General features: G+C 51.1%; 18 protein-coding genes. 13 read left to right on the plus strand and 5 right to left on the minus strand.

Features of this window, described 5'->3' with window-relative positions:
* Positions 1–849: an enhanced serine sensitivity protein SseB gene (gene sseB / locus AB3G37_RS05620; RefSeq protein WP_369789978.1), complete on the plus strand. Its 849-nt coding sequence runs from the start codon at positions 1–3 to the stop codon at positions 847–849.
* Positions 850–935: 86 nt separating this feature from the next.
* On the opposite strand, the gene AB3G37_RS05625 is transcribed toward sseB, so the two are convergent.
* The 4 genes from AB3G37_RS05625 to AB3G37_RS05640 are packed head-to-tail and all read right to left on the minus strand — an operon-like array spanning position 936 to position 4,747.
* Positions 936–2,114, minus strand: coding sequence for a DSD1 family PLP-dependent enzyme (locus AB3G37_RS05625; protein WP_369789979.1), 1,179 nt, complete (start codon positions 2,112–2,114; stop codon positions 936–938).
* A gap of 18 nt (positions 2,115–2,132) precedes the next feature.
* Positions 2,133–3,077 carry an ornithine cyclodeaminase family protein gene (locus AB3G37_RS05630; protein ID WP_369789980.1) on the minus strand — a complete coding sequence of 315 codons (945 nt, stop codon included), beginning with the start codon at positions 3,075–3,077 and terminating at the stop codon, positions 2,133–2,135.
* A 4-nt stretch (positions 3,078–3,081) separates the two neighbouring features.
* The gene (locus tag AB3G37_RS05635; RefSeq protein ID WP_369789981.1) at positions 3,082–4,062 is read right to left on the minus strand and encodes a threo-3-hydroxy-L-aspartate ammonia-lyase; all 981 of its coding nucleotides are present in this window, start codon (positions 4,060–4,062) and stop codon (positions 3,082–3,084) included.
* 46 nt (positions 4,063–4,108) lie between these two features.
* The gene (locus AB3G37_RS05640; protein ID WP_369789982.1) at positions 4,109–4,747 is read right to left on the minus strand and encodes a transcriptional regulator; all 639 of its coding nucleotides are present in this window, start codon (positions 4,745–4,747) and stop codon (positions 4,109–4,111) included.
* Positions 4,748–4,991: 244 nt separating this feature from the next.
* Between AB3G37_RS05640 and AB3G37_RS05645 the strand changes: the two genes are divergently transcribed.
* The 12 genes from AB3G37_RS05645 to katE all read left to right on the plus strand — a co-directional run bounded on the left by AB3G37_RS05645 (position 4,992) and on the right by katE (position 25,186).
* Positions 4,992–10,007 (plus strand): alpha-2-macroglobulin, encoded by a 5,016-nt coding sequence (locus tag AB3G37_RS05645; protein ID WP_369789983.1) that lies wholly within the window; start codon positions 4,992–4,994, stop codon positions 10,005–10,007.
* Positions 10,008–10,025: 18 nt separating this feature from the next.
* A complete protein-coding gene (gene pbpC, locus AB3G37_RS05650; protein WP_369789984.1) occupies positions 10,026–12,371 on the plus strand; it encodes a peptidoglycan glycosyltransferase PbpC in 2,346 nt (781 codons plus the stop codon).
* A gap of 181 nt (positions 12,372–12,552) precedes the next feature.
* Positions 12,553–12,978 (plus strand): nucleoside-diphosphate kinase, encoded by a 426-nt coding sequence (gene ndk, locus AB3G37_RS05655; protein WP_009638953.1) that lies wholly within the window; start codon positions 12,553–12,555, stop codon positions 12,976–12,978.
* 235 nt (positions 12,979–13,213) lie between these two features.
* Complete coding sequence (locus AB3G37_RS05660) at positions 13,214–14,449, plus strand: bifunctional tRNA (adenosine(37)-C2)-methyltransferase TrmG/ribosomal RNA large subunit methyltransferase RlmN (protein ID WP_009638954.1); 1,236 nt, start codon at positions 13,214–13,216, stop codon at positions 14,447–14,449.
* 94 nt (positions 14,450–14,543) lie between these two features.
* On the plus strand, positions 14,544–15,311 hold the full coding sequence (pilW, locus tag AB3G37_RS05665; RefSeq protein ID WP_009638955.1) for a type IV pilus biogenesis/stability protein PilW: 768 nt from the start codon (positions 14,544–14,546) through the stop codon (positions 15,309–15,311).
* Complete coding sequence (rodZ, locus tag AB3G37_RS05670; RefSeq protein ID WP_369789985.1) at positions 15,301–16,308, plus strand: cytoskeleton protein RodZ; 1,008 nt, start codon at positions 15,301–15,303, stop codon at positions 16,306–16,308. Before pilW ends, rodZ begins: the two co-directional genes overlap by 11 nt.
* A 162-nt stretch (positions 16,309–16,470) precedes the next feature.
* A complete protein-coding gene (gene ispG, locus AB3G37_RS05675) occupies positions 16,471–17,592 on the plus strand; it encodes a flavodoxin-dependent (E)-4-hydroxy-3-methylbut-2-enyl-diphosphate synthase (protein ID WP_369789986.1) in 1,122 nt (373 codons plus the stop codon).
* A 150-nt stretch (positions 17,593–17,742) separates the two neighbouring features.
* Complete coding sequence (gene hisS / locus AB3G37_RS05680) at positions 17,743–19,017, plus strand: histidine--tRNA ligase (RefSeq protein ID WP_009638958.1); 1,275 nt, start codon at positions 17,743–17,745, stop codon at positions 19,015–19,017.
* 13 nt (positions 19,018–19,030) lie between these two features.
* Positions 19,031–19,651, plus strand: a complete 621-nt coding sequence (locus AB3G37_RS05685; protein WP_369789987.1) for a YfgM family protein — start codon at positions 19,031–19,033, stop codon at positions 19,649–19,651.
* Between the two features lie 11 nt (positions 19,652–19,662).
* Complete coding sequence (gene bamB, locus AB3G37_RS05690; protein WP_009638960.1) at positions 19,663–20,844, plus strand: outer membrane protein assembly factor BamB; 1,182 nt, start codon at positions 19,663–19,665, stop codon at positions 20,842–20,844.
* A 328-nt stretch (positions 20,845–21,172) separates the two neighbouring features.
* Positions 21,173–22,654 (plus strand): ribosome biogenesis GTPase Der, encoded by a 1,482-nt coding sequence (gene der / locus AB3G37_RS05695; protein WP_369789988.1) that lies wholly within the window; start codon positions 21,173–21,175, stop codon positions 22,652–22,654.
* Between the two features lie 273 nt (positions 22,655–22,927).
* Entirely contained in the window at positions 22,928–25,186 is a 2,259-nt protein-coding gene (gene katE, locus AB3G37_RS05700) for a catalase HPII (protein ID WP_369789989.1), read from the plus strand.
* Positions 25,187–25,242: 56 nt separating this feature from the next.
* Here the strand turns inward: katE and AB3G37_RS05705 are convergent, their stop codons facing one another.
* Complete coding sequence (locus tag AB3G37_RS05705) at positions 25,243–25,695, minus strand: DUF3757 domain-containing protein (protein WP_369789990.1); 453 nt, start codon at positions 25,693–25,695, stop codon at positions 25,243–25,245.
* Between the last annotated feature and the right edge of the window lie 85 nt (positions 25,696–25,780).

Below are 25,780 nucleotides of genomic sequence, written 5' to 3' on the forward strand. Positions count from 1 at the left end.
ATGAGCGTCCCGCACGATATTCCTGCCGCAACTGCTACGGATGAAAACGAGCTTGAGCGTTTGCTCAGGCTTTCTGTGACTCAGGCAGCCTATCGCCCGGCCTTTTATCAGCTATTGCTTGATTCAACGGTGTGGGTGTTAGGCGATGCAGGCCAGCAGGACGGCGACCTGGCGTCTGAAATTAACGCGGGCAGCGAGCTAAACTTGCTGCATTGGGAAAAGCAGGATGGCAGCTCGATCATTCCTTTCTTCTCTTCTGTTGAAGTGCTTGAGCGCGCTGCGGCAGGTGAAAGTGAAGACGAACAGTCTTTTGTCGCCTTACCGGCAAAGATCTTGTTTGAGATGACTCAGGGCGAGGAGCTGTTTCTCAATCCAAAATCGGAGTACGGCAAAGAGCTTTACCCGAGTGAGATAACCATGCTGCTCAATACTGGCGGGTTGTCGGTGCCGACAGAGCTGGTCCTCGACGCCGAAAGCCAGCTGTTAATCGGTCAGCCGGAGGAATATCCGTCGGCAATAGTCGATGCGTTGACCACCCTGTTTAGCCAGAAAAAACCGGTTCGCCGGGCATTTTTGGCGCTGATACACGATAAAACTGTCGATCCAGAACCCAATCTGCTGATTGGGATCGAGGCTGATGGATCCGAGGCTGAAGTTGACGCCTTGATCCGCGAGGCCGGAAATGTAGCTAGCGAAACGTCACCTGACGATAAGCCGGTTGATTTCTGCGTGGTGAATGAGAAGGAGAGGGGGCTGAGCCATTATCTGGTTAGCCATACTCAGCCTTTCTATCAGCGTAAATGGGGCAGTTGGTTACGCAATATTATTCCTTCATCGGGCAAAGCCTGAGTGAGTTTGGCGTCGGAATAATCGCCAGTACATTTCACTGAATAAAGTTAAGGCCGCAGATTGCGGCCTTTTTACTGGCTGAAGATTTACCATCCGTGGATTATTGGCCACAGCGCGTCAATCTTTTCACTGCTATCTCTGACGACCGCAAATTCCTCGTGTTGGCTCACTGTCGCACAGGCGTGATTGGGTAAAATTCTCACCCGACTGCCGTAGGGTAACTCTGGAAGCGATTGTTGGCTGCCAGGTCGTAAAGACAGAATCCCGTGTTCCTGATTCACCCCGGTCATAATTAAATCTCCCAGCGGCTTACCGGACATATCGCAGACGATGCCATAGCCTTGATCGACATCCTGCGATGCCGTGCCTCGGTCGCGAGACATTGCCATCCAGCCAGCATCCACCATGATCCAACCTTTTTGGCGCTGATGACCAATCACCGTAGCAACCACTGACAGGGCAATGTCTGAGGTCTGACAAACGCCCGCACCGGTCATGACTAGATCAAACAGGGTATAAACTCCCGCACGAACTTCAGTAACACCGGTTAAATTCTGACTGAAATGGGCAGTTGGCGTCGAGCCTACGCTGACAACCGGGCTCGGTAATCCCGCTTCGCGCAGTGTTTCGGCACAGGCCACGGCGGCAGAGCGTTCTCTTTCCGCCATGGCCTGATGCTCCTGCAAACTCTTGCAGTGATAAGACTCACCGGCATGAGTGATAATGCCACGCAGTTCCGCCCCCTGGTTATGCAGTATTTTACCTATCTCGATAAGTAGAGCATCCCCTGGCACCACGCCGCTGCGATGGCCGTCGCTGTCAATTTCAATCAGCGCTGGAATTTTGACCGCGGACTGTCGGGAATAGTCTGCTACGACCTGCGCCTGCTCAATGCTGTCTAAAATCACGCTGATATCCGTGCCTGCTTTTAGCAAAGCGACGACGCGAGCCAGCTTTTGCGGTGCAATACCCACGGCGTAAATCAGATTTTTGCAGCCTGCCGCTGAAAAGACTTCAGCTTCTTTTAACGTAGAAACTGTCGCCGGGCCATTACCGCCAGTGAGGATAAGCCTGGCTGCCTCAACTGATTTAACCGTTTTGAGATGCGGTCGCAAAGGGATGCCAAAACTGTCGGTGTGTTTGCGCAGTCGAGCAACATTACGTTCAAGCTGGTCGCGGTTTAGCAGCAGGAAAGGCGTTTCTCTGTCGTGAATGCTCTCCCCTTGAAATGGGGCAGTATCTTGAATATTGAGTTTGTCAGTCATATCGGTAGCCTGGAAAAATTAAAAAGAATCCAACGCGTTAACAATCGCGGCGGCAATAAAGAGATCTTGCAGCGCGATGCCCGAGCTGTCAAAAACAGTGATTTCATCTCGATTGCTGCGACCCGGTGTTTTGCCAAGGATCACGTCACCCATGGCATTAACCGGGGTATCTTTAGCGGCAAACTGCGTGGCCAGATGTTGAAACTCGCCAATCGTTCGCGACTGTTCCGGCAGGTCGGCAAAAAGCCGTGCCTGATTAAATAGTTCTGCGGGCAGCTCTTGCTTACCCTGCGCATCTGACCCCATGCTTGCAACGTGCGTGCCGGGTTTCACCCATTCAGCCTGAAATAAAGGAGAGCGTGATCCGGTGGCGGTGACAATAATATCAGCGGCTTTACAGGCCGTTTCCGCATCACTGAGTCTCGCATCAATGCCTTTATTCAGCAGATGCTGGCGTAAACTTTCGGCTCTGGTCTGGTCCCGATTGACGATATAAACGTGGGCAATCGGCAGAATTTCAAGCAGCGCGTCGACCTCATAAAATGCCTGATGACCGGCCCCAAAGATTGCCAGCCGTGTAGCATCGGGTCTGGCTAGATATTTTGCCGCTACCGCATCGGCAGCTGCGGTGCGGTAGGCGTTAACCTTGCCACCCTCGAGAACGGTTTCTAGTTCGCCGGTTTCATCGTTGAGCAACATGATGTACGAGTTATGATTCGGCAGACCTTTGGCGCTGTTGTTTGGCCAATAAGTGCCTATTTTTAAACCGGTTAAAGGGGTTGTCACAGACTGCGTTGCTGACTTGACGGTAAAACGCGAGCTGGTCTCTGACCCGTGGCCGATCAGTACGGGAAACAGCGTGCTTTGTGCTGAAGCGACGGCAATAAACGCAGCTTCAACTGCCTCGAAAGCCAACGGGTGAGAGACCACGGTTAAACACTCTGCTGCTGAAATAAATCGCATAATGTTAATCCTTCTGGCTGGCGAATTTGGCCAGCAAGCGGCTGTAATTGTCTAAATCAACGTTCCCACCGCTGATAATGATACCGATTCGTTTACCGCGCAGCGAATCGGTATTGGCACGAACTGCCGCCAGCCCCAGGCAACCCGTTGGTTCCACAATCAGCTTCATACGAGAAGCGAAAAAGGCCATGCTTTCAACCAGCTGTTCGTCCGTGGCAGTATAAATATCGCTGACATCGCGTTGAATAATAGAGAAGTTTATCTGGCCGAGAGAAGGCGTTTGCGCGCCGTCGGCTATAGTTTTCGGAGTGCTTATTTTAACGATGGAACCCGAGCGGAAAGACTGTTGCCCGTCATTACCGGCTTGCGGTTCAACGCCATAAATCTTGCAGGCGGGTGACAGGGCGCGAGTGGCGAGGGCACAGCCAGCCAGCAGACCGCCACCGCCCAACGGAACAAACATGGCATCAAGCTCGCCGACTTCTTCGATAAGCTCTTTTGCCGCAGTGCCTTGCCCGACAATCACCGGGGCGTAGTCGTACGCTGGGACAATCGTATAGCCGAATTTGTCGGCAAGTTCCCGAGTAATGTCTTCACGACTCTGATTATAGCGATCATATTCAACCACCTTTGCGCCGTAGCCTTCGGTAGCCGCACGTTTGGCTTTTGGCGCATCCAGTGGCATGACAATGGTCGCTGGAATGCCGAGCAAGGAGGCGGCCAGCGCAATGCCTTGTGCGTGGTTACCAGAGGAAAAGGCGATCACACCTCTTTTACGCTGTGATTCGTCGAGCAGGGACAGGGCATTAAACGCGCCACGGAATTTGAAGGCTCCCATACGCTGCAAGTTTTCACACTTGAAAAAAACTTCAGCGCCCAGCTCTCGATTAAGAATACTTGACTGCATCACCGGCGTTTTATGGGCATAGCCTTCGATTCTTCCGGCGGCAGCCACAACATCATCATAAGTAGGCAGTGTGATCATTGTTCCCTCTTTGCTTGCTGTTTAACGACATTGAATGCCAGATATTTTAAGGTTTTACATCGTTGTAAAGCGTGGCCCGTGACACTCCAATATGTTCGGCAATAATGCTCATCGCCTTGCGTATCTCAAGATAGCCGCCGTCTTTCAGTTCATTTAATAGTTGGCGGCGTTCTGAGGCTTTTAGCGCTTGAGGGATCCGGGAGCGGCTGGTGGCAAATTTATCGATTTGCTCACGGATTGCTTCAGCATTGGCCGGGTCCAGCGTCTCTCTGATTTCCACATTACCGGTCTGGCAAAACTGCGCCAGCATGCTTTGCATTTGGCTGAAAAGGTTGAGATCAATATTCAGACACAGCGCTGCAACATAACGCCCTTGTGCATCTTTAATGCCAACTGAGGTACTTTTTGCTCGTCTTCCATCGGCAAAGCGGTTGGCGTAATTAGCTATGACCTGTGGGTATTCAGGATCGGCAATCCGTGCCAGGCCCAGCTCAGTGGCTGGCGCGCCGACTTCACGACCCGAGAGATTATTATGGATCGACAAAATAGCGTGCTTAGGGTCAAGCAAGTCGTGGACCACCACCTCACAAAAAGGGGCAAATGTCTCACCAATCCCCTGAGCGATTTGATCCAGCTGACTTAGCAGCGCCTGATTGGCGTGATGTTCGGAAGTCTGTTTTTTCATAATTGACAATTTATCTATAATTTTACAAATCGTCAATTTGTTTGTTTTATAGACCGCGAGTCTCGAGCAGAGGTTTGCGAGCTGTCTCGCAACGTGATGGCAAAAAATGTCTTCTGATGTATCTTTGCGTCTCGCGGTAACGCAATTTTTCAAAATATGTGGTTGTATTTGATTGTTGTCTGGCGCATGTTTAGCCGCGTTTGGGCAGCGTGAAGAATTGATCGATCATCAGGGAGATAGCGCAATGGGCAAGTCTTTAGGTTCAGGATTATGCAGGGCAGTGAAACGTTGGCAGGTTTTAGCTGTCGGGTTAGCTCTGTTGAGTTTAAGTGCCTGTGATGATCCTAAACCTAAAGATCCACCGCCGCCGCCTTCAGAACAGATTGCCGAAAAAGTATCTGCCCAGAAAATCGCTTCTCCTTTGGCACAGAAGCTTGATAGCAATCAACGTGAGGCGCTGGCAAAAAAGAGTGCCGGACAGCCGCTTGCACTGCTTGATGCCTCCGAACTTCAGCTTGACGGCGCGAGTGCGCTGGTATTGACCTTTTCCGTTCCTCTCGATCCTGAACAGAATTTTGCATCGTTGGTGCATTTGGTCGATACCAAAAGTGGAAATCCAGATGGAGCCTGGGAGCTATCAGATAATCTCACGGAGCTAAGATTCCGCCATCTATTACCCAACAGGAAACTGGTAGTCACTGTCGACGCAAATCTCAAAGCGCTTAACGGAGCAGGGTTGGGGGCCGAGCAGCAGAAGACTCTCGAGACTCGAAATATTGAACCTAGCGTAGGTTTTGCCAGTAAAGGCTCGCTGCTGCCAACTCGATGGGCCGAGGGTTTGCCTGTCATCGCGCTCAACGTGAATAATGTTGACGTTAATTTTTTCCGAATTAAAAGTGAATCGCTTCCAGAGTTTCTTGCCGATTGGCAATCACGCAGCGCGCTGTCTTCCTGGGAGTCCGAGACCCTGTTAAAGCGTGCCGATCTGGTTTATACCGGGCGTTTTGCACTTAATCCTCAGCTTAATACCCGCGAGCATCTGTTACTACCTCTGGCAGGAATTGAAACGCTAAAGCAGCCGGGAGTCTATCTTGCGGTAATGCAACAGGCCGGGCGCTATAGCTACACTAATCCGGCGACCCTATTTACGCTTAGCGATATCGGCGTGTCATTACATAGTTATAGTCAACAGATTGACGTTTACACTCAAGGCCTTGAAGCCGGTATGCCGCTCGCCGATATCAATCTGCAACTATTAGACGGGAAAGGGCACACGCTGTCGCAGGGCAAGACTGACAGTCAGGGCCACGCCAAATTTGCCAAAGATTCAAAGGCGGTGTTATTGCTTGCCCAGCATGACGGCGAAACTAGCCTGATTAATCTCAACCAATCGGCACTAGATCTGGCTGAGTTTGATATTGCCGGTCCGCAAGGCTATAGCAAAACGCTGTTTGCCTTTGGGCCGAGAGATTTATATCGGCCAGGTGAAACCTTGCTTTTAAATGCTCTGCTGCGCGATGCCGACGGAAAACCAGTTTCTACACAGCCGATCAAAACTCAGCTGATTAAACCCGACGGTCAGGTTGCGCATACCTTTATGTGGCAGCCACAAAACGGTTTATATCAATATCAATACCCTATCCCACAAGATGGGCCGACCGGTGAATGGAAAGTCAGTTTTAATCTTGGCGATAACCAGCTGCGTTATTATCCATTCAAGGTCGAGGATTTTCTTCCAGAACGTATGGCGTTGGATCTCGGCAGCAGTAAGCAACCGCTGGCGATAGATGCTGAGGTCAAGTTTGATGTGACCGGGCGTTATCTCTATGGTGCACCGGCGGCGGGAAATCGCCTTCAAGGGCAGGTTTATTTACGGCCGTTGCGAGAGGCAGTTTCTGCCTTGCCTGATTACGAGTTTGGCGTAGTTAATGAAGAAAACCTTTCCAGAACGCTGAGCGATATTGACCAGACATTAGACGCCGAAGGTAAGGGCGAGGTTAGCATTGAGAACAGCTGGAACAGCGTGCATTCACCGCTGACGGTGATTCTTCAGGCGAGCCTGCTGGAGTCGGGCGGTCGACCGATAACCCGTCGGGTCGATCAGGCGATATGGCCAGCCGAGGTGCTGCCAGGAATCCGCCCGCTATTTAACAAGCAGGATATTTACGATTACCGTACCGATAAAACGGTGTCGCAGGCGGTAGTCAATGAAAACACTCAGGCTGATTTTGACATTGTTTCTGCCAACGCCGAAGGTCAGAAGCTGGCGGCGAAGGGGCTTGAGGTTCGGTTGGTCCGCGAGCGTCGCGACTATTATTGGCAGTGGTCAGAGAGTGACGGCTGGCAATCTTTATACGACAAAAAGGATTTGGTGCTGGCTCGTCAGCAGATAGATATTGCCGCCGATGGCTCGACCAAAGTCAGCTTCCCGGTCGAATGGGGTGCGTATCGTATCGAGGTTGAAGATCCGCAAACTCATCAGGTCAGCAGCCTGCGTTTCTGGGCCGGTTACAGTTGGCAGGACAATACCGATAGCACCGATGCTGTGCGTCCCGATCAGGTCAAATTAAAACTTGATAAACCGGCTTATCAACCGGGCGAGAGGGCAAAAATACACATTCAGGCTCCCGCGGCGGGTAAGGGCTATCTGCTGGTGGAGTCAAGCGACGGACCGCTTTGGTGGCAGGAAATAAACGTACCTGAGGCCGGTATTGATGTCGACGTACCTATCAACAGCGAATGGCGGCGTCACGACCTTTATTTCAGCGCGCTGGTATTGCGTCCTGGCGATAAGAAGCAGCAGTCTACGCCCAAACGCGCCGTAGGATTATTGCATCTGCCGCTGGTTACTGAAGGCCGTAAGCTCAACCTGCAACTCCAGGCTCCGGCCAAGATTCGCCCTAACCAGCTGCAAACCGTGAAAGTTAAAGCCACGGTGGAAGGTAAAGCTGTGCCTCATCATATCAATCTGCTGCTCTCGGCGGTGGATGCCGGGGTGTTGTCGATAACTCGTTTTAAAACTCCCGATCCTTACGATGCATTTCTGGGTCGTAAACGTTATAGCGTTGATCAGTATGACGTTTATAGCCATTTGATTGAAGGCAAAGGCCGTATGGCTAGCCTGAGCTTCGGCGGTGATGGAGATGAAGACCCGTTATCAAGAGGGGGGCAGAAGCCGGTGACCGAAGTGACAATCGTGGCACAGCAGGCCATGCCGGTTACGCTTGATGATAATGGCGAAGGTGAGGTGCAAATTCCTATCCCTGACTTTAACGGCGAACTGCGTTTAATGGCTCAGGGTTGGAGTGATGAAGATTTTGGCAGCGCCGAGTCTAAAGTTGTGGTGGCCGCGCCGGTAATTGCCGATCTTGCAACTGCGCGCTTTATGGCCGATAACGATACCGCAGCATTGGCTCTGGATGTTACCAATCTTTCAGGCGCAGAGCAGACGCTTAGCCTCAGTGTGGCAACCAGCGGGTTAATAAGCCTGAATGGATCAATTTCTGATCAAAGCGTTGTGCTGGCGCAGGGGCAGCGTAAAACGATTTCAATTCCCGTCAAGGCATTGGCTGGGTTTGGCAAAGGTCAGGTTAGCCTGACCGTTAGTGGTATGAATTTGCCCAATGAAAAACTACCTGATTATCATCGTAGCTGGTCTATTGGCGTTCGACCTGCCTTCCCGGCGCTGACCCGTAATTTTGCCACCGTGCTGCATCCAGGGGAAACCTGGCAACTGCCGCCTGACGCCAATGCGCAACTGGAGCAAGATACGTTACAGGGGCGCTTGTTACTCAGCAGCAAACCGCCGCTGAATCTGGCTCGTTATATCAGCGAACTGCTGGCTTATCCTTATGGTTGTCTTGAGCAAACTACCAGCGGTCTTTACCCTTCGCTGTACACCAGCCGTGCTCAATTAGCGGCCATGGGTATTAAAACCTCAACCGATGATATTCGCCGTCATAATATCGATATTGGTATCGACAGGCTGTTCGGCATGCAGAAAGACAGCGGGGGCTTTGGCCTTTGGAGCAAAGATAGCCCGGAAGAGTTTTGGCTGACCGCCTACGCTACCGACTTCTTGGTACGCGCCTCACAGCAAGGGTACAGCGTTTCTACCGACGGATTAGACAAAGCAAACAAACGTTTGCAGCGTTATTTGCAGGACCCAAATCAGATTGACGTGCGCTACAGCACGCAGCCCGACAGCACGCGTTTTGCCGTTCAGGCCTACGCTGGGTTAGTTCTTGCCGGGCAGCAACAGGCACCGCTTGGTGCACTGCGCCAGCTTTATGAAAAACGCAGCGCGGCGCAGTCCGGTTTGCCACTGGTGCAACTGGGTATCGCCCTGAAGATGATGGGTGACATGCCGCGCGCCGAAACTGCCCTAGCAGAGGGCGTTGCTAAAGTTCGACCAGAGAAAAATTACTGGCTGGAAGATTATGGCAGCCCGCTGAGAGATAACGCGCTAATACTGTCCTTGCTCACTGAAAATAATTTGCTGCCGGAAGTGCGCGACCGTTTGCTGCTTTCTCTTTCAGAAAGCCTGAACGGCCAGCGCTGGTTGTCGACACAGGAAAGTAACGCACTGTTTATGGCCGGTCGTGGCCTGATTAACAGTGCCGAAGCACCGTGGCAGGTCAATCTCGGCGGTGATTTGCAAGCGATTGCTGGTACCGTGGCGGTCACCCGAGGTTTTGATGCGATTCATCTCAAGCAACCAGTGATTCTGAAAAATAGCGGAGACGCGGCGGTTTATACCCGTTTTGATGTTACTGGTTATCCTTTGCAGGCTCCGACCGAGAGCAGCAGCGTCCTGCACATTAAACGAAATTATCTGGGCATGGACGGACAACCGCTTTCTTTGGCATCGCTAAAAAGCGGCGATTTAGTGGTAGTCCATCTTGACGTCTGGGCTGACTCCCACGTACCGGATGCGCTGGTGGTCGATCTTCTGCCCGCAGGTCTGGAGCTTGAAAATCAGAATCTGGCTGACAGCAGTGCAAGTCTTGGAGACTCGGCCAGCAAACTCACTGAGTTGATGACTGACATGCAACAGGCCGATATTAAACATCAGGAATACCGTGACGATCGCTATGTCGCCGCCATTGATGTTGACGGATATCGACACGTTGCACTGCTTTACCTGGCCCGTGCGGTGACTCCGGGAAGCTATGCCGTGCCTGCGCCACAGGTAGAATCTATGTATGTGCCAGCCTGGCGCGCGACAGGACAGACATCGGAAAAAATGAATGTTCGCTAATCCGAGGGGATAAAAGCAATGAGCCAGGCAGAGGGCGTGCGAACCTTTTTTGGGTTCAGAGTCGTGCGATTCTTCCTGTTGCTGCTGGTAATGGGAGCCGCGCTGCTGTGGGCGGCAAACCGCATCTGGCCGCTTCCATTGCAGGAACTGCCGGTTGCGCGGGTCGTCACGGCAGAAGACGGCACGCCGCTTTGGCGCTATGCCGACGCTCAGGGGGTATGGCGCTATCCTGTGCGTCTTGAAGAGGTTTCGCCTTATTATTTACAGGCGCTGCTGACTTATGAAGACCGCTGGTTTTGGGATCATCCCGGCATTAATCCCCTGTCGCTGCTGCGCGCCAGTTGGCAAAATATTCGCGACGGCGACATTGTTTCTGGCGGTAGTACATTATCGATGCAGGTGGCCCGACTTATCGATCCACATCCACGTACTTTCGCAGGTAAATTACGCCAGATTGCACGCACCTTTCAGCTGGAATGGATGCTATCAAAACGGCAGATCCTCGAAATTTATCTTAACCGCGCACCTTATGGCGGGACTTTGCAGGGAATCGCCGCAGCGAGCTGGACCTATCTGGGCAAGCCACCTTCAGAGCTGACACCGGGAGAGGCTGCGCTGCTGGCGGTATTACCGCAGGCGCCGAGCCGCTTACGTCCGGACCGTTTTCCAGAACGAGCCAGGGCTGCCCGAGACAAGGTACTCGCCCGATTGGCCGAGTATCACGTCTGGTCGCAGAAAAGGGTTGATGATATTCGACAGGAGTCAATCTGGCTGGCCCCGCGTCAGGTGCCGCAACTGGCTCCTTTGCTGGCAAGGCGGCTGACTAATCATAATCATCTCGACGTGATAACCACCACGATTGATGCCACCTTACAGCGACAACTTGAGGAGTTGGCGGCAGGCTGGAAGAACCAGCTGCCGTCGAAAACCTCCATAGGCGTGATCATTGTTGAAAGTTCTACCATGAAGGTAAAGGCTTATCTGGGGTCGGTGGATTTTAAAGACGACGGCCGCTTCGGTCAGGTCGATGCGGTCAGTGCCTGGCGTTCGCCGGGGTCAACCCTTAAACCGCTGCTTTATGGTCTGGCGCTGGATGATGGCCTTATTGCGGCAGAATCATTGCTTCAGGATGTCCCACGGCGTTTTGGCGATTATCGTCCCGGCAACTTTGACACCGGTTTTCACGGGCCGGTCAGTGCCAGTGAGGCGCTGGTCAGGTCGCTGAATCTCCCCGCGGTTCAATTACTCGATGCCTATGGGCCAAAGCGTTTTACCGCCAACTTACGCAATGCCGGGGTAGCACTGCGTTTTCCACCTAACAGTGACCCCAGTCTGGCAGTGATTTTAGGTGGTACCGGCGCGCGGCTCGACCAGCTTGTTGAGGCCTACAGCGCTTTTGCACGCGGTGGAAATGTAGCAAGATTACGTTTTGAACCTCGGCAGCCTTTAATCGAGCGCAGGCTTATGTCACCGGGTGCTGCGTGGATTGTGCGACGAATTTTAGGCGGACAGGCTCAACCCCAGCCCGATGATACCTTGCCCGGCAGTGTTCAATTAGCCTGGAAAACCGGCACCAGTTATGGTTATCGAGATGCCTGGGCGATGGGCGTCAATCCGGGTTATATCATCGGCGTTTGGGTAGGGCGACCCGACGCAACGCCGGTTGCAGGGCAGTTTGGCTATGCAACAGCGGTGCCGGTACTCAATCAGGTGAACAACCTTCTCACAGGCTCGACGCGTTTTAATCAACGAATGTCGGTAGCCGATCCGCGCCCGAAATCCGTGGGTATCACCACGCTTTGCTGGCCCGGTGGTCAGCCGCTGCCTGCAGGGGATACCAACTGCCGACAGCAACGCAATAGCTGGATATTAGACGGCACTGTGCCGCCAACGCTCGCAGCACCCGGCCAGGAGTCGCAGGAAGGCAGTCTAATCACGTTGTGGATAAACTCGCACGGTAAGCAGGTTGCCGCCAACTGTCCCGACTCTCACTCTTCGCAAATCGCCCTTTGGCCAACTCCGCTGGAACCGTGGCTGCCGCAAGAGGAGCATCGCAGTCAGCGGTTGCCAGCCCACGACGCTTTTTGTCCACCATTGGGTAAACCGGCCGTGCAGCCGCTGTTATTGCTTGGGATCCGGGATAACGCGATTCTCAGACCATTGCCCGGCAAGAACAGTATTGATTTGCGCATTGAGTCTCAGGGCGGATCAGGGCAGCGCTGGTGGTTTTTGAATGGCGAACAAATCGCGAGCGGGACGGACAATCGACATTTTCAGACAACCCTGAGTCAGCCCGGTAAGTACCAGCTCACGGTGCTTGATGAGGGCAGTCAGGTAAACACGCTGAATTTCACCCTTGATTAATGAAATTCTTTATGGAAAATGCGGCTTTTGCGCCAAAAAGTGAATCAGTGACATATATTTTTAATCAAATGTTGTTATTCCTGTAGGCAAGCGTTACTTCGCCCCCTATAATCGGCGCCATTTTCCGGCAGTGTTAACATTTAAATTAACCGGCCCCACCTTAAGTCAGACAGAGGTTTTTATGACTATCGAACGTACTTTTTCTATCATCAAGCCAAACTCCGTTGCTAACAATGACATCGGTGCTATCACTGCTCGTTTCGAACGTGCTGGTTTCCAGATCATCGCTTCTAAAATGATCCGTCTGAGCAAAGAAAAAGCTGAAGGCTTCTACGCTGAGCACAAAGGCCGCCCATTCTTCGACGGTCTGGTAGAGTTCATGACCTCTGGTCCTGTTGTTGTTCAGGTTCTGGAAGGCGAAAATGCCGTTCAGCGTAACCGTGACATCATGGGCGCAACCAACCCAGACAACGCTCTGGCTGGTACTCTGCGTGCTGATTTCGCTGACAGCTTCACTGCTAACGCCGTTCACGGTTCTGACGCGGTTGAATCAGCACAGCGCGAAATCGCTTACTTCTTCGACGAAAGCGAAATCTGCGCTCGTTAATAAGAAGTCAGGCATGAGTAAGCCAGGATGGATTCACTCGCAGATACAATAATTTTGTATTGACGGGCTTTCATTCATAGCTACTCCGCCTTAAAATTTGTACAATACTGCGCCCCAAGAGTTACGCTTTTGGGGCGCAGTTTATTTTCTGGTGGTTTGAGCAACAAGCATTGGTGGGTTAACGCGACCCGCACTTCCTTCGAGCCATAACGTGTAACAACGAGGCCAATAAAGCATGTCGAATACTATCGAATTAGATATCCCCGTTCTTAGTTCCAACGAGATCGACTCCCTGAACGTCATCCGTGCAGAAAACGCAGCCATAGCCGAACTGGCTGAGAAATCTGCGGCACCGGTGAGCGCCAAAATTAATCTTCTGGACCTGAACCGCAAGCAAATGCGCGAGTTTTTCCTCAAAATGGGTGAAAAACCGTTTCGTGCCGATCAGGTTATGAAGTGGATGTACCATTACTGCAGCGATGATTTCGAGGATATGACCGATATCAATAAAACGCTGCGTGAAAAACTGGCACGCGTTGCCGAAATCCGCGCCCCTGAAGTTGCCGTGGAACAACGCTCTGCCGACGGCACCATCAAATGGGCTATTCAGGTTGGCAATCAGCAGGTTGAAACCGTTTATATTCCTGATGGCGATCGCGCCACGCTGTGTGTGTCTTCTCAGGTAGGCTGCGCGCTGGAATGTACTTTCTGTTCCACCGCGCAGCAGGGCTTTAACCGCAATCTGCGTGTTTCAGAAATCATCGGCCAAGTGTGGCGCGCCGCTAAAATTATCGGTGCTGCAAAAATTGCCGGTACTCGTCCAATCACCAACGTGGTGATGATGGGCATGGGTGAGCCACTGCTTAACCTCAACAACGTGGTTCCTGCAATGGAGATCATGCTGGATGACTTCGGTTTTGGTCTGTCTAAACGCCGTGTAACGCTTTCAACCTCCGGTGTGGTTCCTGCTCTTGATAAACTGGGCGATATGATCGACGTCGCGCTGGCAATCTCTCTGCATGCACCAAATGACACTATCCGTGATGAAATCGTGCCGATTAATCGTAAATACAACATCGATACCTTCCTGGCTTCGGTAAATCGCTATTTGGGTAAATCGAATGCGAATCAAGGACGCGTTACCGTTGAATACGTTATGCTTGATCATATCAACGACGGTACCGAGCACGCTCACGAGTTGGCCGAAAAGCTGAAAGATACTCCGTGCAAGATTAACCTGATCCCATGGAACCCCTTCCCGGGGGCTCCATACGGACGTAGCTCCAACAGCCGCATTGACCGTTTCTCTAAAGTATTGATGGAATATGGTTTTACTGTCATTGTGCGTAAAACACGCGGTGATGACATCGATGCAGCCTGCGGTCAGTTGGCAGGTGAAGTCATTGACCGCACCAAGCGTACTTTGAAGAAAAAAATGGCTAACGACGCTATTATGATGAAATCCATGTAATTAGGCTTCTTTTGTAGCTCAAACGACCTAATTTAGGGTTGCGATTTTAAGCTTGCGTTTGTCTTCTAATCGGTAGCAGGTAAAAGGATTTAGAATGGCGATAGTGCAGTGGCAGTCGAAGGGGTTTTTCGCCGCGAGTCTGGCAGTTTGCCTGCTGGCAGCCTGTTCCAGCTCAAAGCAGCCGCCGGTCGAGGCCGCCTCTGGCGCACCTCAGACGCAACTTCAGTTGGGAATGGATTACTTGAAGCAGGGCAATATTCCTGCTGCTAAAGTCAATTTGCAACAGGCTGTGGATTCATCGCCACAGGATTATCGCAACCAGTTGGGGATGGCGTTGTACGAGCAAAAAATCGGCAACAACGATGCTGCACAAAGCCGCTACCAGCAAGCCTTTAAGCTCGCTCCGCAAAATGGAACCGTCCTGAATAATTACGGTGCGTTTTTGTGTAGTTTAGGGCAGTATGTACCGTCACAACAGCAGTTTAGCATCGCTGCCAGCTTGCCTGATTCCGGTCCGGTAGCTGACAGCCTTGAAAATGCGGGCTACTGTTTTCTGAAGGCTAATCAGAATGATGAGGCAAAAATGTTACTGAGCCAGGCTTTGAAACACGATCCTGACAAAGGCGCACCGCTGATTACTGAAGCCAACAGGCAGTACAAGGAAGGTAATCGCGCCGACGCGCAACTTTTACTGGATGTTTATCAACATGTTCTGCCAGCCAGCGCTGACAGTCTTATGTTACAAATTCGTTTCGCGGCGTTAGCCGGCAATCCAGATAGCGTTCAACGTTATGGAAAGCAGCTTGCGCGGAATTTTCCACAATCCCAACAGTACCAGCACTTCTTAGCTAATGAATACTGAAGCCACTCAAGATAAAAGTACTAAAGTGACAGCGGGCGAGCGCCTGCGTCAAGCTCGTGAGCAGTTGGGACTCAGCCATCAGGCTGTGGCGGAACGCCTTTGCCTGAAGCTTTCGACTATTCGACAAATCGAAGAGGGAACTACGCCGGCAGACTTGGCGCCGACTTTCCTGCGCGGTTACATTCGCTCCTATGCAAAACTGGTCCACGTTCCTGAAGAGGAGTTGGCAACGTTAATTGGCAAGCAAGCGCCAATCAATGTGCCAAAAGTGGCGTCTATGCAGGGTGTTTCATTACGCAAGTCACGCAAAAAACGCGATGGCTGGCTGATGGGCTTTACCTGGCTTATTGTTTTCGTAGTCCTCGGCCTGACCGGTGCATGGTGGTGGCAAAATCATCAAGCGCAGCAGGAAGAGATTGCCAATATGGCAGATCAATCGACCGCGCAGCTTAACCAGGACAACGCTCAGGGGCAATCTATTCCTCTGAACAGTGGTGATACTTCTTCACAGAACACAGCAACGAACGCAGCTCAGCCAGCCGCTCCAGCCGATACCTCTACGGGTAATGCTGCTGCTCCACAGGCTCAGAACTCGATTCCGCTGAACACGACGCCAGGCTCTGCTACCAATGTGGGCACTGCACAGACTCAGCAACCTGCTGCGGATCAAACCAGCCAGCCAGCTCCGGCTGAGACCCCGTCTTCTACATTGCCTACTGGCGATGCTCAGGCCACTACTGCTGCAGCTGATGCAGACGCTGTGACCATGACCTTTAAATCAAACTGCTGGTTGCAGATTGATGATGCCACTGGCAAATCATTGTTCAGCGGGATCAAGAAAGGGGGAGAAACTCTGAGTGTTAAAGGTAAAGCTCCTTACAAGTTGAAAATCGGTGCACCTGGTGCGGTTGATATTCAATACCAAGGTAAGCCGGTTGATCTAAGCCGTTTCGTTAAATCAAACCGTGTTGCTCGTCTGACTTTAGCTGCGCAGTAATAATACTAAAGTGCTGGCAAGGTCATTGAAGCTACAGCAAGGCAACGAGTGAATGAATCCCGATGAGCTGACCTCGGTCAGTAAGTCGGGTGAATAAACGAAGACAACGCAGCTGTAGCTTTATGTACCAAGGCAGATAGGCAACGATGGAGAAGAGTAAAAATGCATAACCAAGCACCCATTACCCGTCGCAAATCAACAAGGATTTACGTCGGCAAGGTGCCTGTCGGTGATGGTGCACCAATCGCGGTGCAATCAATGACCAACACCCGCACCACCGATGTCGAGGCAACCGTTGCTCAGATTAAATCTCTTGAGCGTGTTGGCGTCGATATTGTTCGTGTTTCTGTTCCAACCATGGACGCAGCTGAAGCCTTCAAGCTTATCAAACAGCAGGTTAACGTTCCATTGGTTGCAGATATCCATTTCGACTACCGTATCGCGCTGAAAGTTGCCGAATACGGGGTTGACTGCCTGCGTATCAATCCAGGCAATATCGGTAATGAATCGCGTATTCGCGCGGTTGTTGACTGCGCCCGCGACAAAAATATTCCTATCCGTATCGGTGTTAACGGCGGCTCGCTGGAAAAAGATCTGCAGGAAAAATTTGGCGAACCTACGCCTCAAGCCCTGTTTGAGTCCGCGATGCGTCACGTCGATATCCTCGACAGGCTTAACTTTGATCAGTTCAAGGTTAGCGTGAAGGCCTCAGACGTCTTTCTGGCCGTTGAGTCTTACCGCCTGCTTGCCAGGCAAATCGTTCAGCCTCTGCATCTTGGCATCACTGAAGCTGGTGGTTTGCGCGCCGGTTCGGTTAAATCTGCCATTGGTCTTGGTCTGCTGCTGTCTGAAGGGATCGGCGATACGCTGCGTATCTCTCTGGCTGCCGATCCTGTCGAAGAAGTCAAAGTTGGATTCGACATCCTCAAGTCGCTGCGCATTCGATCGCGCGGGATCAACTTCATCGCCTGTCCAACCTGTTCGCGTCAGGAATTTGACGTGATCGGCACGGTTAACGCGCTGGAACAACGTCTCGAAGACATCATCACTCCAATGGATATTTCGATTATTGGCTGTGTAGTTAACGGTCCGGGCGAAGCACTGGTGTCAACTATTGGCGTAACTGGCGGTCACAACAAAAGCGGTTTCTACGAAGACGGCGTTCGTCAGAGAGACAGATTCGATAATGAGCAGATGATCGATCAGCTTGAAGCCAAGATCCGGGCTAAAGCGGCTCTGATGGATCAAAGTAAGCGCATTGTTATCAATCATCTCGAAAAGTAACCTTAGCACGTGCCGCAATGCCGGCACGCCTGCCCATTTGGGCTGAGTTAATCTGAACCCGATATGAAGTGTTGATGTATCCGCATTGAACCTGAGGATGCAAAACACCTATAATCGGGTTCATTTTTATAAAAAAGATAGAGAACTGACGTGGCAAAGAACATCCAGGCTATCCGCGGCATGAACGATTATCTGCCTGCCGACACCGCTTTATGGCAACGTATTGAAGGCACGCTCAAGCAGGTCCTTGGCACTTACGGCTATAGCGAAATCCGTATGCCGATTGTAGAGCAGACCCCGTTATTCAAACGCGCGATCGGTGAAGTTACCGACGTGGTTGAAAAAGAAATGTATACCTTCGAAGACCGCAACGGTGAAAGCCTCACTCTGCGTCCGGAAGGTACTGCTGGCTGCGTTCGCGCCGGTATCGAGCATGGTCTGCTGTACAATCAGGAACAGCGTATGTGGTACATCGGTCCGATGTTCCGCTACGAGCGTCCGCAGAAAGGTCGTTATCGTCAATTCAATCAGCTGGGTGTCGAAGTGTTTGGCCTTAACGGCCCTGACATCGATGCCGAGCTCATCATGCTTAGTGCTCGCTGGTGGCGTGCGCTGGGTATCGCGGAAAACGTATCTCTTGAACTGAATTCGATTGGTTCGCTGGAGGCTCGTGCCAACTATCGTGATGCTCTGGTTGCCTTCCTTGAACAGCATAAAGAACAGCTCGACGAAGACTGTAAACGTCGCATGTACACCAATCCGTTACGCGTTCTGGACTCTAAAAATCCAGAAGTTCAGGCTTTGCTGAACGGCGCGCCGGAGCTGGCAGACTATCTCGACCAAGAATCTCGTGAACACTTTGCCGGTCTGTGTGAACTTTTAAGCCTTGCAGGTATCCCATATACGATTAATCAGCGTCTGGTGCGCGGTTTGGACTACTACAACCGCACAGTGTTCGAGTGGGTGACGACCAGTCTTGGCGCGCAAGGTACCGTGTGTGCCGGTGGCCGTTACGACGGTTTGGTTGAACAACTTGGTGGACGCGCTACACCGGCAGTAGGTTTTGCAATGGGCCTTGAGCGTTTAGTTCTGTTGGTTCAAGCGGTTAACCCTGATTTTAAAGCGCCTGCCACGGTCGATGCCTATGTGATTTCTTCCGGTACGGGTACGCAAGGTGCGGCTATGCAGCTGGCTGAAAAGCTGCGTGATGTACTGCCAGAGCTGAAAGTCATGACTAACTACGGCGGCGGAAACTTTAAAAAACAGTTTGCCCGCGCCGACAAATGGGGGGCGCGTATCGCCCTGGTATTAGGTGAGGACGAAGTCGCGGCTCAGCAGGTAGTAGTTAAAAATCTGCAAAGTGGTGAGCAAGAAACGCTGGCGCAGAGCGATTTGGCTGTGCGTCTGGCCTCGATGTTAGGTTAAGGAGAAGGACCACGTGGAAGTCTATACCACTGAAAATGAACAGGTTGATGCCGTCCGCCGCTTCTTTGCCGAAAACGGTAAAGCGCTGGCCATTGGTGTCGTGCTGGGTATTGCTGCGTTAGGTGGATGGCGTTATTGGCAGTCTCATGAGAATACCGCTCTGACAGAAGCCTCAGCCTCATTCCAGCAAGCTACAACCGCATTGACGGATAACAAAGCCGACGGCGTTGCCAATTTAGAGAAGTTTGCCCAGAACAACAGCAACAGCTACGGCGTTTTTGCAGCTTTGCAATTAGCTGACCACTTCGTTCAGGCCAAAGACTTTACCAATGCTGAAAAGCAGCTGAACCAGGCGAGCCAGCTTTCCAAAGACGAAAATTTATTATCACTGGTTAACTACCGTCTGGCACGGATTCAGTTGCAGGAAAACAAACTGGATGACGCGCTGAAAACCCTCGACAATGTTAAGGGTGACGGCTGGATGGCGATGCAACAAGAGGTACGTGGTGATGTTCTTCTCGCGAAGGGCGACACCAAAGGTGCCAGGGATGCATACAGTAAAGGCCTTGATTCCAAGCCATCTCAAACGCTGCAAACTATGCTGCGTATGAAATTGAATAATTTATCCAGCTAAGGGGAACCCCGATGCAATTGCGTAAAACTCTCCTGGTGGGATTAGTTTCCGTCGCCTTCCTGAGCGGCTGTTCCCTGTTTAACAGCGAAGAAGACGTCGTTAAAATGTCTCCGCTGCCAAAGGTTGAGAATCAGTTCACACCAACAGAAGTGTGGAGCACTTCCGTGGGTGATGGCGTAGGCGAGTATTACTCTCACCTGCACCCGGCCTGGAAAGACAACACTATTTACGCTGCCGATCGTTTTGGTACCGTAAAAGCGCTGGATGCCAACAACGGTAAAGAGAAGTGGAAAGTTGATCTCTCTGAAAACCCTGGCTTCTTCTCCAGCAACATTTCCGCCGAGCTTTCTGGTGGTGTGACTGTTGACGGTTCCAACCTGTATATCGGCAGTGAAAAAGCTGTTGTTTACTCGTTGAATACGGCCGACGGTAAACTTGCCTGGAAAACCACGGTAGCAGGTGAAGCGATTTCACGCCCTGTTGTCAGCGACGGTCTGGTATTAATCCACACCGGTAACGGCATTCTGCAGGCATTGAACCAGAAAGACGGGACTGTTGCCTGGAGCGCCAACCTTGATATGCCAACCTTGTCCTTGCGCGGCGAATCTGCCCCTGCTACGGCATTTGGTGCGGCTATCGTCGGCGGCGACAACGGTCGTGTCAGCGCAGTGCTGATGAAAGAAGGCCAGATGATTTGGCAGCAACGTATCTCTGAGCCGAGCGGAGCGACTGAAATCGACCGCCTGAGCGATATCGATACCACGCCAGTTATCGCAAACGGCGTTATCTATACTGTTGCTTACAACGGTAATTTGGTTGCGATGGATCTGCGCTCAGGGCAAATTGCCTGGAAACGTGAAGTTGGCTCGGTGAATAATATCGTTGTCGACGGCGACCGTATTTATATGGTTGACCAGAATGACCGCGTTATGGCCCTCAACACTGAAGGCGGCGTGACTATCTGGACTCAGAGTGCGCTTCTACACCGCAACCTGACCGCGCCAGTGCTGTACAATGGCTTTATTGTGGTCGGCGATGCCGAGGGTTATCTGCATTGGATGAACACCAACGACGGACGCTTTGTCGCCCAGCAGAAAGTGGACTCATCTGGCCTGCTGAGCGCGCCAATTGTGGCAAGCGACAAGCTGGTGGTGCAGGCCAAGGGCGGCGAGGTTTACTCCTTCAAACGCTAATATCCTTCGTAATTTTAGATGCAGCTTTGTTGGCTACGTTCGTTCACCCCAGTCACTTACTAATGTAAGCTTCTGGGGATTCGCTCTCTTGCCGCCTAACTGCCTCGTCAATTACTTTGGGTATATATCCACATCATGGGTATAATAGCTCGGCCATTAAACGGCTCCTGAATTGCTCAGGGGCCGTTTCGTATTCTAAAAACAGCAAGAATGGTCATTCTTTTTGTTGTAAGAAATTGAATTTTAATGATTTGCATTATGGCGATCGGTTGTTTAATTCCTTTGGGATTCGACACTTGTTGGCTGTAAAAAAATGAGGCTTCAAAAAATGATACCTGTCGTCGCGCTAGTTGGGCGCCCGAATGTGGGTAAATCCACCTTATTTAACCGTTTGACCAAGACGCGTGATGCGTTGGTGGCGGATTTCCCCGGGCTAACGCGTGACCGCAAGTATGGTCGTGCCGAGATCGAGGGTAACGAATTTATTATTGTTGATACCGGTGGTATCGATGGTACCGAAGATGGCGTTGAAACCCGCATGGCGGGGCAATCTTTGCTGGCAATTGAAGAAGCAGACATCGTGCTGTTTATGGTCGATGCCCGTGCAGGCGTGATGCCTGCCGATCAGGGCATTGCCCAGCATCTTCGCAGCCGTGAGAAAGCGACCTTCCTGGTAGCAAACAAAACCGACGGTCTCGATGCAGACAGCGCAACTGCCGATTTTTACTCCCTCGGTCTGGGCGAAGTTTATGCTATCGCCGCTTCCCACGGTCGTGGCGTAACTCAGCTTATCGAGCACGTATTAATTCCATTCGTCGGTGAAAAGCCTGAAGAAGTTGAGCTGAGCGAAGAAGAGGCCAATGCGGCCTATTGGGCAGAGAAGCTTGGCGATGAAGACGCAATTCCGGAAGACGTTGAAGACGACTTCGACCCGACCACTTTGCCAATCAAGCTGGCGATTGTTGGGCGTCCTAACGTAGGTAAGTCAACACTAACCAACCGCATCCTCGGCGAAGACCGCGTTGTGGTTTATGACATGCCTGGCACCACGCGTGACAGTATTTATATCCCGATGGTTCGTGATGAGCGCGAATACGTGCTGATTGATACCGCCGGTGTGCGTAAGCGCGGCAAAGTCACTGAAACCGTCGAGAAATTCTCGGTTATCAAAACCTTGCAAGCTATCGAAGATGCCAACGTAGTTATGTTGGTTATTGACGCACGCGAGGGTATTTCTGATCAGGATCTCTCTCTGCTCGGCTTTATCCTCAATAGTGGGCGCTCACTGGTCATCGTGGTGAATAAATGGGACGGCCTGTCTCAGGAAGCCCGCGATGCAGTGAAAGATACCCTCGACATGCGTCTGGGCTTCATTGACTTTGCCCGTATCCACTTTATCTCCGCGCTGCACGGCAGCGGCGTAGGTAACCTGTTTGAATCAGTTAACGAAGCCTATAATTGCGCTACGAAGCGCGTTGGTACGTCTTTGCTGACTCGAATTATGCAGATGGCTGCAGAAGATCACCAGCCGCCTCTGGTTAACGGACGTCGCGTTAAGCTGAAATATGCTCACGCCGGGGGTTATAACCCGCCTATCGTGGTCATCCACGGTAATCAGGTAAAAGACTTGGCCGACTCCTACAAACGTTATTTGATGAACTATTTCCGCCGTTCATTAGAAATCATGGGTACGCCAATCCGTATTCAATTCAAAGAGGGTGAAAACCCGTTTGAAGGTAAGCGCAACCCTCTGACGCCAAACCAGATGCGTAAACGTAAGCGTCTGATGTCGCACCTGAAAAAGAAATAAACACCCTAAATTGATGCCGTTCTTTTCAGGGCGGTGTGATGCTGGTTAAAGGCTAGTGCCTTGGTAATAAACTGCATTTTGATTTTTGGACTCTGGTCTGAAACATCGAGATGCAGTTTTTTTTTACTGATTTTTATCGCTAAGCCCCCGTTAGTTCGCAAGTTAACCCAGGCTCATCTCCCCGACCAAGGCTCTCCTAAAAGCACTAATGAGTATAGGAACTATAATTTCGCAGTAGTCCCTTTTTTAGTAAGTCTTTTAAGGAGAGTTTTAATGTCGGACCACAAAGATAAAGCAGTAAGCAAACCAGGTGATGGTAATAACCAAGCTGCATCCGCTGAGCCACATCTTAACGATACCGCACCGCAGGGTGCTCCGCTAAAACCTCAGAACAGCATTAGTCCTCCTGGCGCAGAGCCTACCGCGGCAGGCTCAGACAAAAATCCGTCTACTACCAGTGAGAAACTCGAACAGCTCGACGCCTTCCGCGATGATCCACAGGGTCAGGCGTTACGCACCGATCAGGGTATCCGAATTTCCGATAACCAGAATTCCCTAAAAGCGGGTGTTCGCGGCTCTACCTTGCTTGAAGATTTTATGCTGCGGGAAAAAATCACCCATTTTGACCATGAACGTATTCCTGAAAGAGTAGTACATGCACGCGGCGCGGCGGCACACGGCTATTTTCAGGTTTATCAGTCTCTTGAGGCATTAACCAAAGCAGGTTTTCTGGCAGATCCCGGACTTGATACGCCAGTGTTTGTGCGCTTTTCAACCGTGCAGGGTTCAAAAGGCTCTGCTGATTCAGTAAGGGATATCCGCGGGTTTGCCACCAAATTTTACACCCAGGAAGGCAATTTCGACCTGGTCGGTAATAACACGCCGGTATTCTTTATTCAGGATGCGATTAAATTCCCGGATTTCGTTCACGCCGTGAAGCCTGAACCACACAATGAAATTCCGCAAGGCCAAAGCGCGCACGACACCTTCTGGGACTATATTTCGCTGCAGCCTGAAACCCTGCATAACGTGATGTGGGCAATGTCCGATCGCGGTATTCCGCGCAGTTATCGCATGATGGAAGGCTTCGGGATTCATAGCTACAAAATGATCAACGCGGAAGGTAAAAGTCATTTTGTGAGATTTCATTGGAAACCAACCTGCGGCGCGGCTTCACTGATTTGGGATGAAGCCCAGGTATTGACCGGCCGAGACCCTGATTTCCATCGGCGTGAGCTGTGGGAATCTATTGAAGCAGGCGACTTCCCGGAATATGAGCTGGGGCTGCAGATTATCCCGGAAGAGGACGAGGACAAGTTTGATTTCGATATTCTCGATGCCACCAAGCTGATCCCCGAGTCCCTGGTGCCAGTACAAATTGTTGGCAAGATGGTGCTGAACCGCAACCCTGACAACTATTTCAGCGAAACCGAACAGGTAGCATTCTGTCCGGGAAATATTGTCCCAGGTTTAGATTTCTCGGACGATCCCCTCTTACAGGGCCGTTTATTCTCTTATCTGGACACCCAGATCAGCCGTCTTGGTGGGCCTAACTTCCATGAGATCCCGATCAATAAACCCGTTTGTCCGTTCCACAATCACCAGCGTGATGGTATGCATCGGATGGGGATCTCTGGCGCAGCGAACTACGAGCCAAATTCAATTAACAACAACTGGCCGCGAGAAACGCCTCCGGCGAAAAAACATGGCGGTTTCGAGACTTCTCCACAGCCGCTGAACGGTGAGAAGATCCGCCGTCGTAGCGATTCATTTGCGGATTACTATTCGCAGCCGCGACTGTTCTGGCTTAGCCAAACTCCTTACGAGCAGGATCATGTGGTAGGCGCTTTCAGCTTTGAATTAGGCAAGGTTGTGCGCCCGTGGATCCGTGAGCGCGTGGTCGATCAACTAAGCTATATTGATCATTCCCTGGCCACTCGGGTGGCAGAGAATCTTGGGATTGAGCTAAGTAAAGCACAGCAAGAGTACGCGTTGCCAAAAGCCGTAAACGGTCTAAGCAAAGATGATGCGCTGAGCCTGTACGGTAATCGTGAACATCCGGTTAAATCACGCCAGGTAGCGCTGCTGGTAGCCGACGGCGTATGTGGTGATTCTGTCGCGACGATTACTACTGAGCTTAATGCCCTGGGGATACACAGCAAAATCTTTGCGCCGCGACTGGGGAAAATTAAAACCCTGCAAGGTAAAGAGATTAATGCGGATGGTACGATTGAAGGCAATCCATCGGTATTGGTTGACGGCGTTATTGTCCCTGCCGGTAAGGCTAGCACCGAGGTGCTGAAAAAAAATGGTAACGCCAAAAACTATATTTTACAGGCCTTTAAGCATCTTAAAGCCATCGGCTTGCAGGGTGAGGCGCTAAGTTTGTATGAAGCGCTGCCGTTGCCAACTCCTGATGAGGGCGTGCTTGTCGATAGTGATGCCAAACTGGTTACTGATAAATTTATCGAAGCCTTGAAAAAGCACCGAGTGTGGTCAAGAGAAACGGCTGCGGCAGAAGTGCCTGCTTAAGGATAATTAATTACAGATGTTTTATAATCTCCCTCATTACGAGGGAGTGCTTTATATCAATCTTTTATTTGTATTGTAAAAGTACAGTTTTCCGGAGCTGTTTTTTCGCAGGTAATATGTGTTAACCCTAAGCTGGATGTTTTATCTTGCCCGATGGTACCCGTGGTGGTAATTATCAGATGTTTTTGACTATCAATATTTAAACCCATTTCAGAGGGCTTCTCATGTCCGGTTATTTTTTGGGTGCAATACTGAAATTGTGCAACCCCCGTTTTATTATCTTGAATAATAAGTGTCTGTGTAAATGGAATGACTGTTTTACTGTCAGGGTTTTTGCCCGGTAAAATACCTGACCATTCACCTGATTCGGCTGAGGCGCGAAATACACTATCTTGGGCATTGCCAATACTTGGTGTTGCAGGGCAAGCTTGCTTTTGGCTATGAGCGGCAGCCTGATGCGAGGCGATCGCCAATAAAACAGTTAGTAGAATATACTTAAATCTATTCATTTTTGAGGTTCCTAAAGTAATAAAATTATCTATGATATTGTTCGCTAATAATTAATCTGATTAATTTTGTTTTGTTGTTTTTTTG

The sequence above is a fragment of the Rouxiella sp. WC2420 genome, assembly GCF_041200025.1.
Taxonomy (GTDB): domain Bacteria; phylum Pseudomonadota; class Gammaproteobacteria; order Enterobacterales; family Enterobacteriaceae; genus Rouxiella.

Excerpts from the sequence above, each read along its gene's own strand:
- sseB (WP_369789978.1), top strand. The coding sequence starts at position 1 with ATGAGCGTCCCGCACGATATTCCTGCCGCAACTGCTACGGATGAAAAC.
- AB3G37_RS05625 (WP_369789979.1), bottom strand. The coding sequence starts at position 2,114 with ATGACTGACAAACTCAATATTCAAGATACTGCCCCATTTCAAGGGGAG.
- AB3G37_RS05630 (WP_369789980.1), bottom strand. The coding sequence starts at position 3,077 with ATGCGATTTATTTCAGCAGCAGAGTGTTTAACCGTGGTCTCTCACCCG.
- AB3G37_RS05635 (WP_369789981.1), bottom strand. The coding sequence starts at position 4,062 with ATGATCACACTGCCTACTTATGATGATGTTGTGGCTGCCGCCGGAAGA.
- AB3G37_RS05640 (WP_369789982.1), bottom strand. The coding sequence starts at position 4,747 with ATGAAAAAACAGACTTCCGAACATCACGCCAATCAGGCGCTGCTAAGT.
- AB3G37_RS05645 (WP_369789983.1), top strand. The coding sequence starts at position 4,992 with ATGGGCAAGTCTTTAGGTTCAGGATTATGCAGGGCAGTGAAACGTTGG.
- pbpC (WP_369789984.1), top strand. The coding sequence starts at position 10,026 with ATGAGCCAGGCAGAGGGCGTGCGAACCTTTTTTGGGTTCAGAGTCGTG.
- ndk (WP_009638953.1), top strand. The coding sequence starts at position 12,553 with ATGACTATCGAACGTACTTTTTCTATCATCAAGCCAAACTCCGTTGCT.
- AB3G37_RS05660 (WP_009638954.1), top strand. The coding sequence starts at position 13,214 with ATGTCGAATACTATCGAATTAGATATCCCCGTTCTTAGTTCCAACGAG.
- pilW (WP_009638955.1), top strand. The coding sequence starts at position 14,544 with ATGGCGATAGTGCAGTGGCAGTCGAAGGGGTTTTTCGCCGCGAGTCTG.
- rodZ (WP_369789985.1), top strand. The coding sequence starts at position 15,301 with ATGAATACTGAAGCCACTCAAGATAAAAGTACTAAAGTGACAGCGGGC.
- ispG (WP_369789986.1), top strand. The coding sequence starts at position 16,471 with ATGCATAACCAAGCACCCATTACCCGTCGCAAATCAACAAGGATTTAC.
- bamB (WP_009638960.1), top strand. The coding sequence starts at position 19,663 with ATGCAATTGCGTAAAACTCTCCTGGTGGGATTAGTTTCCGTCGCCTTC.
- der (WP_369789988.1), top strand. The coding sequence starts at position 21,173 with ATGATACCTGTCGTCGCGCTAGTTGGGCGCCCGAATGTGGGTAAATCC.
- katE (WP_369789989.1), top strand. The coding sequence starts at position 22,928 with ATGTCGGACCACAAAGATAAAGCAGTAAGCAAACCAGGTGATGGTAAT.
- AB3G37_RS05705 (WP_369789990.1), bottom strand. The coding sequence starts at position 25,695 with ATGAATAGATTTAAGTATATTCTACTAACTGTTTTATTGGCGATCGCC.